13 protein-coding genes and 1 riboswitch are annotated in these 16635 nt (G+C 45.2%); of the genes, 4 read left to right on the forward strand and 9 right to left on the reverse strand.

Features of this window, described 5'->3' with window-relative positions; translation table 11 throughout:
* Window positions 1-105 precede the first annotated feature (105 nt).
* Genes EL84_RS10510 through EL84_RS10525 form a run of 4 tightly spaced genes read right to left on the reverse strand, consistent with a single transcriptional unit; the run spans window position 106 to window position 3858 of the window.
* Entirely contained in the window at window positions 106-858 is a 753-nt protein-coding gene (locus EL84_RS10510) for an amino acid ABC transporter ATP-binding protein (protein ID WP_047841641.1), read from the reverse strand.
* A complete protein-coding gene (locus tag EL84_RS10515) occupies window positions 858-1616 on the reverse strand; it encodes an amino acid ABC transporter permease (protein WP_047841642.1) in 759 nt (252 codons plus the stop codon). Before EL84_RS10515 ends, EL84_RS10510 begins: the two co-directional genes overlap by 1 nt.
* Window positions 1617-1666: 50 nt before the next feature.
* Window positions 1667-3001 (reverse strand): CapA family protein, encoded by a 1335-nt coding sequence (locus EL84_RS10520; protein ID WP_047841643.1) that lies wholly within the window; start codon window positions 2999-3001, stop codon window positions 1667-1669.
* Window positions 3002-3015: 14 nt separating this feature from the next.
* A complete protein-coding gene (locus EL84_RS10525) occupies window positions 3016-3858 on the reverse strand; it encodes a transporter substrate-binding domain-containing protein (RefSeq protein ID WP_053061445.1) in 843 nt (280 codons plus the stop codon).
* 410 nt (window positions 3859-4268) lie between these two features.
* Here EL84_RS10525 and EL84_RS10530 point away from each other — a divergent pair, with 410 nt between their 5' ends.
* The 4 genes from EL84_RS10530 (at window position 4269) to EL84_RS10545 (ending at window position 9697) form a co-directional block, all read left to right on the forward strand.
* The gene (locus EL84_RS10530) at window positions 4269-4967 is read left to right on the forward strand and encodes a response regulator transcription factor (protein WP_047841644.1); all 699 of its coding nucleotides are present in this window, start codon (window positions 4269-4271) and stop codon (window positions 4965-4967) included.
* A gap of 20 nt (window positions 4968-4987) precedes the next feature.
* Entirely contained in the window at window positions 4988-6430 is a 1443-nt protein-coding gene (locus EL84_RS10535) for a sensor histidine kinase (RefSeq protein WP_047841645.1), read from the forward strand.
* Between the two features lie 103 nt (window positions 6431-6533).
* Window positions 6534-7292 carry an ABC transporter ATP-binding protein gene (locus EL84_RS10540; RefSeq protein WP_200904523.1) on the forward strand — a complete coding sequence of 253 codons (759 nt, stop codon included), beginning with the start codon at window positions 6534-6536 and terminating at the stop codon, window positions 7290-7292.
* 2 nt (window positions 7293-7294) lie between these two features.
* The gene (locus EL84_RS10545; RefSeq protein WP_047841646.1) at window positions 7295-9697 is read left to right on the forward strand and encodes an ABC transporter permease; all 2403 of its coding nucleotides are present in this window, start codon (window positions 7295-7297) and stop codon (window positions 9695-9697) included.
* A gap of 82 nt (window positions 9698-9779) precedes the next feature.
* Here EL84_RS10545 and mmuM read toward each other — a convergent pair whose 3' ends face one another.
* The 5 genes from mmuM to EL84_RS10570 all read right to left on the reverse strand — a co-directional run bounded on the left by mmuM (window position 9780) and on the right by EL84_RS10570 (window position 16553).
* Window positions 9780-10847, reverse strand: coding sequence for a homocysteine S-methyltransferase (mmuM, locus tag EL84_RS10550; protein WP_047841647.1), 1068 nt, complete (start codon window positions 10845-10847; stop codon window positions 9780-9782).
* Window positions 10825-12237 (reverse strand): S-methylmethionine permease, encoded by a 1413-nt coding sequence (mmuP, locus tag EL84_RS10555; RefSeq protein ID WP_047841648.1) that lies wholly within the window; start codon window positions 12235-12237, stop codon window positions 10825-10827. Before mmuP ends, mmuM begins: the two co-directional genes overlap by 23 nt.
* A 92-nt stretch (window positions 12238-12329) precedes the next feature.
* A riboswitch (SAM riboswitch) is annotated at window positions 12330-12431 on the reverse strand.
* 70 nt (window positions 12432-12501) lie between these two features.
* Complete coding sequence (locus EL84_RS10560; protein ID WP_047841649.1) at window positions 12502-13704, reverse strand: Ger(x)C family spore germination protein; 1203 nt, start codon at window positions 13702-13704, stop codon at window positions 12502-12504.
* Entirely contained in the window at window positions 13701-14801 is a 1101-nt protein-coding gene (locus EL84_RS10565; protein WP_047841650.1) for a spore germination protein, read from the reverse strand. The genes EL84_RS10560 and EL84_RS10565 overlap by 4 nt, the downstream gene beginning before the upstream one ends.
* Before the next feature lie 39 nt (window positions 14802-14840).
* Window positions 14841-16553 (reverse strand): spore germination protein, encoded by a 1713-nt coding sequence (locus EL84_RS10570; RefSeq protein ID WP_047841651.1) that lies wholly within the window; start codon window positions 16551-16553, stop codon window positions 14841-14843.
* Between the last annotated feature and the right edge of the window lie 82 nt (window positions 16554-16635).

Genomic DNA, 16635 nt, shown 5'->3' on the forward strand with positions numbered 1-16635 from the left:
TCGTGTCTGCCCAAGGTGTTATTTATATTTAAAGAATGCCTATTGGTTCGCTATCCACAAATAACGTTTGAGCGTCCAATCATGGCTTGCAGTTTAAGGCTCGCATCAGCGATTATCACCTTTGTTACGGAAATAGTTGTGAAGGAATTCTTTTGCCCGCTCCGATTTAGGGTGATTGAAGACCTCATCCGGAGTCCCTTCTTCAACAATTTTCCCTTTATCCAAAAAGAGAACTTTATTCGCTACTTCATATACAAAACTCATCTCGTGTGAAACGAGGAGCATCGTTTGACCGGTAGCCGCTGTTCTTTTGATGGTTTGCAGTACCTCACCCACAAGTTCGGGATCGAGAGCAGAGGTTGGCTCGTCCAGCAACAACAGTTTAGGTTTCATGGCAAGAGCACGAGCGATCCCGACACGTTGCTGTTGGCCTCCAGATAAGTGTTTCGGATAATAATGACTCCGTTCCGAAAGCCCTACTTGTTCCAACTGCTCTTTGGCAAGTTGCGTAGCTTCACGATCATTCATTTTTTTGACGATCTTTAAGCCTTCTTTGACATTATCCAGCGCAGTTCGATGTTGAAATAGATTGAAGTGCTGAAAAACCATCGCCGTTTGTTTCCGGAGCTCCAGCCGCTCTTTATTAGTGATCGTACTAAAATCAATCTTGAACCCTTCGAGATCCAGCGTACCTCGATCCGCTGTTTCCAGACAGTTCAGCGCACGCAAAAAGGTAGACTTCCCCGCACCAGACGAACCAATTAGAGCCACGACATCTCCCTTTTCAATCTCAACTGAAAGATCGTCAAGGATTAAATTGCTGTGAAAGGACTTGGACAAATGGTTTACCTTGATCATCAGATGCCCCTCCTTCCCCAATTAAACCAACCGCCTCCGTTGATCGTTTGTTGAACCGGGTCTGGAATGGAGAATCTCTTCTCCAGATATCGAAGAATTTGTTCAATGATAATCGTCATGACCCAATAGATAATTGCAAGAGCGAGATAGACTTCAAAAAATCTAAACGTGCTTCCGGCAATAATTTTCCCTTGTGCTGTCATTTCAATAACTCCGGCAACAAACGCCAAGGACGTTCCCTTTAACAAACCAATCAATGCATTTCCAAGCGGTGGAATCGCAACGACAAGCGCTTCAGGAACGATGACTCTTCTCAAAACTTGAAGATAGGTCATCCCCAGCGATTCAGCAGCCTCAATCTGCCCTTTGTTCACCGATTGTAGAGCAGCACGAATCGTTTCCGAATTGTAGGCAGCTTCATTAAATGCGAAAGTAACCAAAACAAAAAGCATAGCAGGCACAGCATTAATGTTGTAGTCTGTCCCGTACTGTTGATTAATGAATTTTAATAACAACGGAATCCCGTTATAGGTTAGATACAACTGTACAATAATTGGTGTTCCTCGTATAAACGAGATAAAGACAGTGACAAGCTGACTCAGAACAGGGACTTTTTTCATGCGAATAATCGCAAATAACAAAGCAAAAACAAGACCAAAGATCATTGAAATAGCAGTGATTTGCAGACTCACAGGAAGAACCTCTAACAGACGAGGAATTGATGTGAACACCGCGTTGATATCAAAAATCTCTCCCATGAAGTTTACATTCCTTCCACGTTCATTTTCCACAGACCGTCAAAGTGGAATTACTTCCACTCTTTAACGGTTATACGTTCGCCTTGGCGTACGATTTCGGTATTATATCTGTCCTTACTCACTGTATTCAGCCTATCAAGCAAAGACGATGTAGCCTCTTCAGATGCGAGCACAGGCAACCCCCGCTTGGTCACGGTTGAATGAGTCAGCTGGAGATCAATCGGGATCAATTCATAATCAAACCTCTGCTGCTCCACATCGAGATCAAATGAGATTACAAAGTTCTCCGAGAACTTCCGATCACTGTAGAAGCCCTGCCAGTTCCCTTCACTGTCTTTTGTTCTGTTCTTGTGCAGTGTAGACGGAGACTCGTTCTCTTCATAACCATAGGCAGTGAACATTTCCGGAGAAACAATCGATTCTCCTGCCTCAAATTCCATTAGCAAGCTGCCAATGTTGTAGAAAATCGGCTGTCCCTGGTAAAGTTCTACACCTCTAGTGAAGTGGGCACCATGTCCGAATACACAATGAGCTCCTGCATCCACAGCTCCACGAGCAAAACTTTCGATAAATTCAGCAGGATAATCGGAATACCAGTCTTCATTCTCTCCCTCATGCGTATGCAGGTTGACAAAAACAAAATCACTGCGCTCTTTAGCGTCACGAATGGTCTCAAAGATGCCCTGTTGATCCTGTTCATGCGCTATCGTTTTGACACGCGGGTTCTCGCCTTTTTCAAAGGTCAGATACCCTTCAAACAACGATCCGAACTCATAATGATTCTCAGACTTGCTCTTAAACGTCTCAATCCGTTTTCCTACTTCCATGCTTGCGGCGATACCGATTCGTTCACTGATACCCTGCAGAGCCTCGAAGTCCTGATCGTCAACCACGTACGTGCGTGACCACCGTAGCGGATTCAGACCTGGACGTGCGGGAACGCCATTCCCCGGATTGGATGCGGCGAAAACTTCGCTTCGTGTCACACCTATCGTAATGATAGCAATTCGTCCATCTGCTGTATCAATAAAAACCGGCTTGCGTGCATCATGCAGACTCATGCCCACCCCAAGAGGAATCAGCCCGCGTTGCTCCGCTTCCTCAAGTGTGTCCGTAAGTCCTTCTATTCCATAGTCACCGGTATGGTTGTTGGCAAAGCCGACATAACGAATGTTCAAACGTCCGAATTCATCCAGTGTATTGGGACGTACACTCGTCTGATAACCCCGGCCTGCCGCCGGAGCTGTATGTTTTCGCGGGGTGACAAATTCCGCATTGGTAAAGACCTCATCTGCTCCCTTTAACAGGGACAACAGATTCGGGTCCATGGTTTTATCTACATTACGACTGGAAAATAACGCATCCCCTGTAACGATAAATTTCATGCCATCACCTTTTCCTATTCCATTAGTTCTTTCTTAGGCAAATAATCGCCACCAAGTTGTTCTTCACTAATTTTCAGCAACGTTCCATCGTTGTACATTTCTTTGATTCTCTTATTAACTGCATCCAATAGTGTGCTGTCAGCAGATTTGGAGAACAGGATATAGGAGCCTGGATCGCTATTTTCAGTAGAGAAAGGAACTACTTTCAAATTGGTAAAGCCATGCTCTTTAATTGCCTTTTCAGCAGAAACGCGAGAAATAATTCTTACATCGTATCGTCCTGCTTCAATACCTTCAAACTGCTTGACGAAGTTTTCTTCGGTGTACATAATTTCCGCTTTGGCATCCGCGTGTTCCGCATTATAATTTTCAAGTAACGTAGCGCCGGAATTCCCTACTTCAGTCACGGCTTTGTAGCCCTTGAGATCTTCTATCGATTTAAGTGTATTATCGTCCTTGCGAACAACAAACACATTTGCATTTTCAATGATGGGCAAAGAGAAATCATATTTATTGCGTCTTTCTGCGTTGGAGCTGAAATTATTTGCGCCCAATTGGAAACGTCCATTATCAAGGCCTGTCAAAATGCCTTCAAATTCAATAGCTTGTACTTCCAACTTATATTCAGGAAGGCCTTCAAAAACAGCTTTCATGACTTCAACATCGTATCCCGTCAATTGGCCGTCCTTATCATAACTGAACGGATTGCTAACTCCACTCGTGCCAGCTACAATCGTCTTTTGCCCTGGTGTTGAACCGGATTCTGCTCCTGAGCCTGTCTCATTTTTGTTTCCACAACCCGCAATGACAACCCCTAACAATAATACAAAAACAACCGGCAAAAATTTCTTTTTCATTTTAACTGCCCCCTCGTTTATCAACGGAAAAAATACGATGTCCAACTTAACATAGTAATTTAGTATGAAATGTATTATGTCACGCTATATATACTGTGTCAAGGTAAACCGTTAATGGATTACTGAAACTACCAATGCCGATCAAGGAGCAAGAGATCACCCTTCTGATCATTCATATTTTCCTTGCTGATCTTTGTCATTTTGTCATTCCAAATGTGATGTTTTATCAAATATCGGAACAATACATTGGTATTATTAATTTAATGAGAAGTTATCATACTTTCCTGAACAAAATAAATAGCTAAACCAATAACTTGATTCCTCTATGACTAAAAATGACATAAACTAAGGATATACATAATTACAGTCATTGCCTTAGCTTATTATCCTTGTACTGGAGCGCGATCAGAATGAACTCTAAACGCAAAGTCCTCATCATCGAGGATGAATCAGATATTTCGCGCATTCTGCGAGATTATTTAACCAAAAATCAATATGAAGCCGCCGTGGCAGCCACTGGACAAGATGGACTTCAGATTATGGAGCTTATTCAACCAGACTATATCATTCTGGACATTATGCTTCCGGACATGGACGGGATCGAGGTCTGTCGAGAGATCAGAAGGCGCAACAATATCCCCATCCTCATTCTAAGTGCCAGAGGCAGTGATACCGATAAGGTACTTGGTCTTGGCTTTGGAGCAGACGACTATATGACCAAGCCCTTCTCGTTGAGCGAATTGTTAGCAAGGATTAATGCCCACTTCAGGCGTTATGACAGCATGACATCCGTTGGAGACAGAACAGATCTGCTGCATCTTGGAAACCTGGTGATTGATAAAAAAGCCTATAAAGTTACATTAAACGGATCGGAAGTTTCTCTGTCTGCCAAGGAATTCGAATTACTTCATTACTTGGCAAGCCATAAGAATCAGGTATTCTCCAAAGCCCAGTTGCTCGACGCCATCTGGGGATATGCAACCTACGGTGATGAAAATACCGTAACCGTATACATTCGCAGACTGCGTGAAAAAATTGAGGCAGATGCCTCGCATCCGACCGTTCTGAAGACGGTATGGGGTGTCGGTTACAAATTCAATTACGAATAAGTGAGATTGGAGGCACCCACATGTCATTGAACAGCTGGTCCAAACGCTGGTTGTTAACAACACTTGGGCTTCTCATTATTATCGTTTTAAGTATCCTTGTACTGTCGATGATACTGTTACAAGATCGAAATTCAGGCGAATCCAATCTGTCCTTGAATCAGGTTCGACTCAAGGTCAATCCGATCTTACTCGCTTTGGAGCAAAATTATCAGCATCTTAATGAACAAAATATTCGTGAAGACATACGTTCCACCGCAAGAGAGACCGGGGTTCTGCTTACCTATCTAAACTTGGATGGAAAAGTCATTCTGTCCTCCGACCCCACCTCTGAAGGGACGCAAGTTAATCTGCGTACAGCTCTTCATTATGATCTGCATCATGCCACTCAGGCCGCGGATGGTAACGATTTGCTTGATATGGCGTTTCCTGTGATGGACGGACCCACGGGAAGTCAGATCGGCAATGCCATCTTTTCCATCCCCCAAGCCATGGTTACGGTTCAGCAATCGATGACTTTTCCGGTTATATTGATTAGCGCACTCATGCTCCTGTCACTGATTCTGAGCTTATTTCTATTCTGGATGAAACGAAAACTGGACAAACACCTGCTCTCTCCCATCCATCAATTGAAGCAACATGCGGAATCCATGCTTAAAGGCAATTATGAAGAAAAAATCCAGTACAACCGGAACGATGAATTGCTCGAAGTATATGCCATGTTTGATCTAATGCGCACGGAGATTAAACATATGAGCGAGCAGCGTATTCAGCAGAAACAAGCACAAAAAGAACTCATCACCAATATATCTCATGACATTAAAACACCAATTACCACGATAAAAGCATACATAGAAGCTATTGAGGAAGGACTAGGCAACGATCAGGAGACGCTGATGGAATATATGGGAGTGATGCGAACCCATACGGATAAAACAGCCCGCCTTGTGGAGGATCTGCTGGTTCATGCACTTCAGGAATTGGGGCAAATTTCGGTGGAAACCCGTGAGTTGTACAGTGGGCCTATACTGGAGACGATGTTGAAACCTATTGAACATGTTGTCCTAACAAAGGGGCTTATCTATAAAGGACCCAACTACATCCCCAATGTGTTAATCGCTATCGACCCCACTCGAATTGAACAGGTGATCTCCAATCTTGCCGCCAATGCCCTCAAGCATACAGCTCCAGGAGACACGATACGTATAGATATGGAACTGGAATCTGAGCATTTGAATGTGACGATTGCCGATTCAGGTCAGGGAATACGTGTACAGGACATGCCGTTTGTTTTTCAGCGTTACTTCAGAGGCCAGGCGAGTCATGCAGAACAACGTGTTCAGGAAGGTACAGGGCTGGGCCTTTCTATCTGCCAAAGCATTATTGAAGCACATGGAGGCCATATTTCCTTTACTAGTAAAGAAGGACAAGGTACAACCTTCCGGTTCTATCTGCCGATCTGCTGAGCCCACACTCAACAGCTGTAATACTTTATTCATAATTTGATAAGGCTTCCTCAACATCCCTCCTCTAGAATAAATCCTATATTGCACTCGGGAGTGATTCGACTTGTCCAAAAAGGTGATTATCCGTGCACAGAATATGTGCAAAACGTACAACAGCGGAAGTGAGCAACATCATGCCATCCGTAATGTTGATCTCGATATCTATGAAGGGGAATTCACGGTCATCATGGGTAACTCTGGCTCTGGCAAATCAACTCTCCTATATCTGCTAAGCGGACTAGATCAGATCACAGCAGGTGAGGTCTATTTTCGCAACCAACGGATTGACGTTTATAGTGAACGGGAAATGTCCGACTTCCGCACCCGCCGGATTGGTTATATCTATCAGAGCATTAATCTGGTCCCAGACCTTTCCATCAAAGAGAACATTGCTTTACCGGGATATATCGCTGGAAACAAAACGAAGGACATCCAATCCCGCGCTGCTGAGCTGATGAATGCCATGGATATTGATGAACAGCGTAACCGCCTCCCCTCCCAAACTTCTGGAGGACAACAGCAGCGAGCTGCCATTGCACGGGCTTTGATCAATTCACCGGATATCATTTTTGCGGATGAACCGACCGGAAGCCTGAATATGGAACACGGCACAGCTGTTCTCGATATCCTTACAGACCTCAACCGGAAAGGACAGTCCGTTGTGATGGTGACGCATGATATCAAAGCCGCCTGTCGGGCAGATCGCCTGATCTACATTTTGGATGGCAAGATTGGCGGAATCCTTGAGTTTGACACCTATGACGAACATCAAATTCAGGATCGTGAAGCGATTATCTTCGCTTTGGTTACGGGGAAGGAATAACGATGGCAGTCATATTTAAACTTAGCTTGTCGTATCTGAGTAGGAACAAAATACAAAATGCGCTGATTGCGCTGCTCCTGCTTCTCTCGACACTTCTTGTATCTACAGCTATTGTCATTCTGGCGAACACAGGCAATCAGTTTTATGAAATGCATACCCGAACCCATGGATCTCATCAGATCCTGACGTTTGAAAAAGGACTGAATGACCCTGACGCTTTGCACAACTGGTGGGCTTCTCAGGATGGAGTTCAGGTGTCCCCTTTGCTAACGTATCGTACATTGTCAGGCATCATTTTGAATGAAACTCACATCCCTAACATCTACCTGTACATGTTTAATACGCCTCCGCCGCCATGGGCTGTGGATGAACTAATTTTCTCAAGCGGGACGCCCGACACAGTTCCCGAACAAGGCTCTGTCTGGATTCCAACGTCCATGGCGAATGCTTATCATATTTCCGTAGGTGATACCATCGGCTTCAAAACCGGCTCAAGCACACTCGAATTGAATGTATCGGGCATTGTCATCGATGTACCATACGGGGCACCATTCTCCAATACAGCACGGGTCTGGATGAACCCTACCAATTATCAACATGATCTCGCGACACTTGCTGGCAACGAGAATCGTATGATGGGCATCCATTTTAACGATTACAGTATGAATTCGGTGTATTGGGAGCGGTACAATCGTGAGACAGGTATTCCGTTTCTGGAATCCAAAATGGAGTTCGAGGCCATTGCCTCTTTCTATCTGATCATCAATCAGGTTATTGGATTTATCATGATATTCATGGGTGTTGTCATGCTCTCTATTGCCCTGATGACCATCGGGTTTACGATTGCGGATGCCATCCTGGCCAATTACAGAACGATAGGAATCCTCAAATCACTAGGTCTGACTTCCCGAAAAACGATAGGCACCTATGTTATTCAATATGCATTGTTATCCATCGTAGCCATTATCCCAGGACTTGCACTCAGTATATGGATATCCAAATGGATCATTAATATTTCTGTATCCTCTCTTCGAGTGGGGAATCAGAACATTCCAGTCCAAGGATTGGATGCGGCCATACTGGCCGGCGTACTACTATTTACTCTAGTGATTCTGTTCACTGTGTTATATGCCAAAAAGGCACGCAGCATACAGCCCGTGCAGGCTATTCGTTATGGTATGTCGGAGACTGATCATAGCCGGATGGCTGGGAAAATGAATTCGCCATGGGCGCACTGGATCGGATTTACACGACTGCCTGTCACCGCCGTACTTGGATTCAGACATGTGTTCAAAAACACCAAAAGCTCTGTTCTAACACTCCTGCTAGCCACCATGGCTTCCTCCGTACTTGTTCTGGGTTATGTTCTGCTGACCAGTATAACCGGAATTGAACAGACCGCAGCTAAATGGGGGTATGACAATGCCAATATCGCAGCAGTAGTCGTGAACAAAGGTAACTTTCCAAAGACTGAATTGAAACAAACGTTAGAAGAGGATACAAGGATTAGCAATGCAGGCTGGCAAGGGAACACAACGGGTGTAATTAGCCCGGAGTCTTCTGCAACAGTGAAGGGCCAATCCCTCAGTCTCAACTTGAGTGTACTGGACGGGAGTTATCAGGAACTTGGATTCGAAACGTTAAAAGGGGTTAACCCACAACATGCGAATGAAATTGCCATTGGTGTAAGTATACCCAAAACATCAAATAAAGATCTCGGTGATCTTATCGATATCTATATTGAAGGAGAAAAGCGTACATTCCTCATCACAGGCATCTATCAGGCTATCGCCAACATGTCTGTTTCAGGCAGAATCACCATTGATGCCATGAGAAGTGTGAACCCCGGTTATAGTGAATTTGATGTTATCTTCATCAATGTGAACGATATGGCACAAGCGGGTAAGGTTGCCTCTGAATTAAATGAGCAATTTAAAGATTTTGCTTCGGTAGTCACTCAGAAGACTTTGCTTGATTCGGTTTACGCGGAAGCCGCTAACATCCTGATCTATCCGATGAGCCTGATCGGATTGCTGTTTATCATTGTGACGTTCATCATTATTTTCAGTACCTGTAGAATCAATATCCGTAAAGAAAGCAGAACGTACGGGATATACAAATCGCTGGGAATGACATCCCGCCAAATCCGGTTGTCGCTCACCATGGGAATGTTCATACTGTCCTCCGTGGGAGCCATACTGGGTATTTTCGTCGGCGTATATCTGCTGCCTCTTCTACTCGAAATGATCCTTTCCGGTTATGGTATCGTACAACTTCCACTGATCCTGCATTGGGGTGGAATGGTACTGTTCACCTGTCTAAGCATCATTGCAGCCAGCCTTGGATCGTGGTTCTCTTCGAGAATCATTCGGGAAGCATCGCCACGTATGCTGGTTATCGAATAATGTAATCAGAATGCCTAACACAATAAAACAAGCCCTTCCATACCTCTATAGGATGTGGAAGGGCTTGTTATCATGATATGAACTATTTCCGCCATTTCTTCGCAAGCGCACCAATCTGATGTGGCGTAGTACGGCAGCAGCCGCCAATAATTTGCGCGCCCGCAGCAACCCACTGCTCCGAAGCATCACTCATGCTGCCACAAGTACCCTGTCCGCTCCACGTCTTCGTTGCTGCATCATACGTCTCTCCCGAGTTCGGATACACAATAACAGGTTTATCGCTGGTACGGCGCAAAATACCCACTGCTTCCGTTACCACTTCCATCGGAGCACAGTTCAGGCCAATCGCCGCAATCTGCGGCTCGGAGCCAAACGTCTGTGCACATACCTCAAGTGGCGTACCCTCGCTGATGCTTGTCCCGTCTTTTAAAGAAAAGGATAGCCAAGCATACGCATGAGGAAACTCCTTCAGTAAATCAACCAGCACTTGTGCTTCCTGCAAGGAAGGAATCGTCTCAAACGCAAGAATATCAGCACCTGCTTCAATCAGCGCCGCCATACGCGGACGGTGAAATGCGACAAGCGTCTCATCCGACACGGCGTAATGTCCCACATACTCTGATCCATCCGCCAGATAGGCGCCGTACGGCCCAACGGACCCGGCAATAATTGGACGTGGACGAAGACAATCTCCTTCGTGATCTACTGTACGTTCTGTTATTTGCTCCTCATTCTCCACCGTCTCGGCACGTACCGAAGGAGCTTCTACAAGCTGACCTGTTGAGCTTTCTCTCCCTACTAAATCACTCTGCACTTCCGCCCATACGGCATCTCTCGCCTGAGCAGCCAACTCCACCGTCTTGCGGATCAGCTCAAGTGCTGCCTGTTCATCGATTCCTCTCTTGCGGAAGCCATCCACCGTCGCCTGATAACTGGATGTAATCGCACAGTCGGCTCCTGCTCGAAAATAATCTGCATGGACCTGAACAATAACATCCGGATTCTCAAGCAACACACGAGCAGACCATAGTGGATCATCGAGATCACATCCATGCTGTTCGAGTTCCGTAGCCAACGCTCCATCCAGAATCATGACTGGATGTTCACGCAGGATCTGTTCTATGGGGTTAGTCTGTTGTGCTTGCGTCATGTACTTTTCCTCTTTTCTTATTCACACGTTCTGTCAGATAATAAGCAGCGTAACATAATGCGATAAACGGAACCCCACAATACAGAGCAATTCGCTGTGTCGGGTCAAAGGCAATACCTATGCATGAAGCCAGACATAATATAAATGAAACAATTGGTACCACCGGATACAGTGGTGTGCGGTAGACCAGATCTTTGACCGCATGTCCTTTCCGGATATATTGTCTGCGGAACATGTATTGGGAAGCGCTGATGCTCATCCATACCGCAACGACAGCCAGACCTGAAATGGAAACCAGCGTAATATACACCGTACCTGGCGCAATAATACTGGACAGCAATGCCAGCGCACCACCCACCATACTAATCAGAAGTGCATTCAGCGGTACTCCGCTTTTGGTCAATTTGGCAAACCACGGAGAGATCGTTCTTTTGTCAGCCAGAGACCAGAGCATCCGTGAAGAAGCATATAGGCCTGAATTGGCAGCAGAGAGAATCGCCGTCAGAATAACAAAGTTCATAATGTCTGCTGCATAGGGTACACCCACCCGCTCCATTACCGCTACAAACGGACTTTCCAGTACACTGGCATCCGACATGGGCAGCAAGGCCGACAAGATAATAATCGTTCCGATGAAGAAAATAACCAAACGCCACAGCGTTGTATGAATAGCCTTTGGTATCGTCTTTTCCGGGTTCTCCGTCTCCCCGGCGGCAATGCCGATTAACTCGGTGCCTGAGAAGGCAAAGTTTACAGCAAGCATGGTCATCAATATCGCTGTAGCTCCATGAGGGAACCACCCGGATGCGGTAATATTCGATAGAAATGGAGCCGGTTCAGAATCCGCCATGGGAATAATACCAAACATGGCTGCGCCACCGATAATAATGAAAATTACGATAGTCACTACTTTTACAGATGAGAACCAGAACTCGGATTCCGCAAATAATTTCACCGTTAAAGCGTTGAATAGAAAGATCATCAGTGCAAAAACCGCGCTCCATATCCATACGTTCACCGATGGGAACCAGCGCTGCATCAGCAATCCGGCGGCTGTGAATTCGGAGCCAAGCGCAACAGTCCAGGTTAACCAGTATAACCAAGCCACCGTGTAACCTGTTGCCGGTCCGATATATTTGGCTGCATAACTATGAAATGCTCCCGTCTCTGGCATATGAACAGACAGTTCACCAAGACAGAGCATCACCAGATATACAACGATGGCTCCAATCAGATAGGACAGAATGGTTCCCAGTGGTCCCGCCTGCTGAATGGTGTAACCTGAGCTGAGGAATAATCCCGTTCCAATGACTCCTCCGAGAGAGAGCATGACCACATGCCGTGCCTGCATTTTCCGCTGAAAATGCCCTTTGTCGTTGTTGTTCTCCATACCTGCTGCTCCCCTACTTCTTCATCCAGAAAAAACAAAAAAGACCCACTCTGCCTAAAGAGTGCGCCGTTACTGACAAATAAAAACAAACGCTCCTATCTATCAGGCTTTCACCCGCTGGAATTAGCACAGTATCCTTCAGATCTGTTGCTGAGGTTTCTAAGGGCCAGTCCCTCCACCTCTCTGGATAAGAAAATGATTTTTTACTAATATAGCGATCTATCATGAATGTGTCAACATTTAAATAATAAATGGCACACCTCGCTATTCGGTGGAAGACCCCGGATTGGTGATGGTGGTCTTTACCTCATACGTGATCGGCACGGTGCTAAAAATTTTATCCCAATCGTCTTTGACTTTTTTCCATGTTTTAGGTTCTTTGATACGCAAGCTATCCCGAAAATCCGCAACATCTACTTTATAGGTATGCTGCAGTTTGTATAACAACTGTCGAATCTGTTGTTCGGCAAGTTCAGCAAATTCTTTTTCCAATTCACTGAGATACGCACCTTTTTCCTCTTCCTCGGGAGCACGCCAATCCTCCATCAACCAACCTTCGGATTCAGTCTTCACATGGAATGAAATATCATCGCCAACCACTTTTGGAATTATTGTTGTTTTTTTCTTCTTCATTTCATATACAACAGTGAATCCCGCTTTATTGTATGTCTTCAAGATACCTCCTTTTTCTTTAGGTCTGAGCCAGGATAGCCCTTCTAGATCCGTTTGGCTGAGTTCCCCGATGAATTTGGTTGTTTTCCCATCAAAGATACTGGCACCGGAGAACTTGTCCTCTCCATTGAAGTTCAGTACATTCTGGAGCAAAAAGCTGGAACCGGATTGCATTTGTGCATCTAATTTGGAGAGTAGAACGGGGTCCAGGATTTTATTGGACAAGTATGAATTACCGGTAATACCTGTAAGATAAAATGCTGGAATCCGGGAAGGATCATCTGAAGTCAGTACATCAACAGCGCGATGATGGCTAATCAACACCAGACAGTTAGGACGAATATCGTTATCCCGAAGTACAAAATCCAGCAGCTGGTCCAGACCATACTTTTTGGCGATATCCTTGGACACAACGATAACCTTCAGATGATGTCCGATGAGCGGATGATCTCGCCTCAGTGCAAACTGACGAAAGATTTGCAGCAAGGAATCTCCAGTAAGCTGTTCATTGGAATAGGACGTTTTACCAGAAGCAGGCGAACCGGATTGTTGGCTCTTTTGGCTGCTGGAATTACCGGGAGCAATCTGTACCGTGGCCGTCAAATTGTTCTGCTTGGAGTACGCTCCTCCCTGAGTAGCGATGTCTTTCTCAAATTCTGTCTCTTTACCGATATCGATCCCAAGACCAACGTAGACACTTAGATCCTCTATCTCCCGACTGCTCCAACATCCGGATATCGTTAAGAGAATGCATAATACAGTGGCTAAGCGTAACAACATACGGAATGTAATCATGCATGCTTGCCTCCTTTTTTGCGAATCAGACTTAACAACAGTAGTACCAGAGGTAAAATGCCAAACAAAAATACGGACACATTGCCCAGCATATCTCCTAGTGCAAAAGTATCATCCACTGTTTTGGGTATCATTGCTGTCAGATAAATGAACGGAAGCAGGCCGTACATGATGCCTTTGATTTTTTTGGAACGAAACAAATCACGAATACCCACCGAAGCGCAGTAATGTGTAATTGCTGTAGTCGAAAAGATTTGCATAATCCAGATGACCAGTAATAAGGATTCAAAACGCTCAAATATCAGACCCTGAATTTCGAAGCTTCTTACCAAATCCAGCGTTGGCCAGGTTCGAGTTTTAATGCCATCGAGCGATAAACTCCCTATAACCATCACCACCGTGATCAAGTAGATAATAGTGGATATGAGTATCCCCCAGGTCATCGCTTTATTGCTCTTCTTCGGATTTTTCATATAGGCAGTCATGATTAACATCACCTCATAGCCTGTATAAGATAATAGTGAAGGCTTCAACCCTTGGAAAACCGGCATGACCCCATCACCGAGCACGGGTCTCAGATTGCCAATTTCGAATAGCTGATTACTAAGCAAAATTTCAATCACAAATATAATAATCGTAATTGGAAGGATGATCTCAAACACGCGTACGATAACGCCAAGCCCGCCTGAAATCATATATACACCGATCCACATGAAGACCATCACAATTGCCCAGGTGGGGGTGCGTTCGAGTAGATACATCCCAGTTACTTCAGCCATAACTCTGATTTCGAATGCGGCAATAACTATGAAATACATAATCATAGACAATCCCAGTATGTAAGCAATCCAGCTGCCCGTAATCTCACGGGTGAACTGGAAGACGGTTTTCTCCGGAAATCTGCGACACAGGGTAACCAGAATTATTCCGACACCTATGATAATGAATCCAGATAGGATAATGGAAATCCAGACATCCGGTGTTCCGACAGCTTTGCTGGTCGTTCGAGGTAACGTCAATATCCCGGCACCAAGCATGTAATTGACAATAATTACAACGGCCTGTGTCGTGGTTAGCTTTCCTTGGGAGCCATTCACTTTAGTTCACCTCCAGACCTTCAGTAGATGGAATTCCATTTATTTTTTCCGATCATCATCTATCGGATTAGTCATCTTGGGACGCATTCTCATCATATTTAGCGGAGCACGGATAACAAAATCCTTCCATTCATTCATGTGATAAGGAACGGCTGGTGCAACATAAGGTACGCCAAAGCTTGAGAGTCGTGCCAGGTGTGTACACACAAGCAGAAAGAACATAACCACGCCAAACAATCCGAGTACGGCTGCGCTGAACATAGCGGCAAATCGTAGAATCCTTAGCGTTAATCCCGCACTATAGACAGGAATCGTAAAGGAAGATATGGCTGTTACCGCAACGACAATGACCAGAAATTGGCTTATTATTCCCGCTTGCACCGCTGCTTGGCCAATAATCAGACCTCCAACGATACCCATCGCTGGCGCAATCGGTTTGGGCAAGCGTATCCCGGCCTCCCTCAAGATTTCAATTGAAAGCTCCATGATGAGTACCTCAATAATTGAGGGGAATGGAACTCCGGTACGCGTTTCAATAATCGTCAATACCAGCTTGGTTGGAATAAGACCCGGATGAAACGAGATAAACGAGATATAGAGCGCAGGAGCAAGCAATGCCAGCATCGCGGCCATAAAACGTAGCACTCGCAAAAATGTTCCAGGAATCCAGCGTTCATAATAATCCTCGGGAGACTGAAGCAACATGCTAAAGGTCACCGGTACAATTAATACAAATGGCGTTCCATCCAACAAAATTGCCACTCGGCCTTCCAGAAGGGCACCCATCACCCGGTCAGGTCTTTCCGTATTCAGTACCTGCTGAAAAGGACTCAGTGTATTATCTTCGATGAGTTGTTCCACATAACCTGATTCGAGCATTGAATCCATATCCATCTCTTCAATTCGCTTGCATACTTCAGCAACGAGATCTGGATCGGCAATATCCTGAATATAGGCTATCGCCAAATCTTTTTTGATCCGTGAACCCACTTCATACTTCTTAATAAACAGGCTCTGATCACTTCCATAACGACGTAAAATGCCTGTATTATCGCTTAATTGCTCTGTAAAACCAATACGAGGCCCACGAAGCAGTCCCTCTGACAAGGGTTCATTCATACCTCTTGTTTTGATCTTATGAGCTCCAATTAATAAAGCACCTGGCAAACCATCAACCAGCAGTGCATTTTTCCCAAACAACACACCAACTGCGAGTTCTTGGAGGGACTTCGTCTCCTCAACCAGACTGACAGGAAGTAATTGATCTTGCAGATATGCCGACAGTAAGTGTGCGTTGTCTGGATGAAGGAAACCCTCCTGCTTAAGTAGAGGAACACCTTCGAACATCAACGGTGTAATCAAGTGATCATCAACTAAGTCTTGATCTACCAGGCCTTCGGTATAAATGACCGCAGCCCGTGTATTCGTTCCCCTAATAATAAATTCCCGAATATGCACGTCTGCATTGAGTCCAAAGCTTTCTTTCACACTCGTCAGATTTATGCTGTACTTTTCGGTTAATTTAATATTGGCATAGTGGCCTGTTTCGGTCCCTTCACCCTGCCCTTTGGCTGCTGGCGAGATATCCTTCGAGGATATGGACGATGGCTTCGAACGAGAGAAGCTTCCGCGCTTAATGGCAGCATTGATCCAGCGCATGCTCAATGTAATACCAATTGGAATGATGAAGACCAAGAATGCCTGAATCCATATGGACCAATCCGGCACGTAGGATACAATTGTTGACCACATGTTCCCACCCCAACATTTCTCTGCATGACATAGCTGCAGGTATTCCCAAGTATTGTGTCCCCGTTTGATCACAATAATTCCC

Source organism: Paenibacillus sp. VT-400, assembly GCF_001029205.1.
Lineage (GTDB): Bacteria > Bacillota > Bacilli > Paenibacillales > Paenibacillaceae > Paenibacillus > Paenibacillus amylolyticus.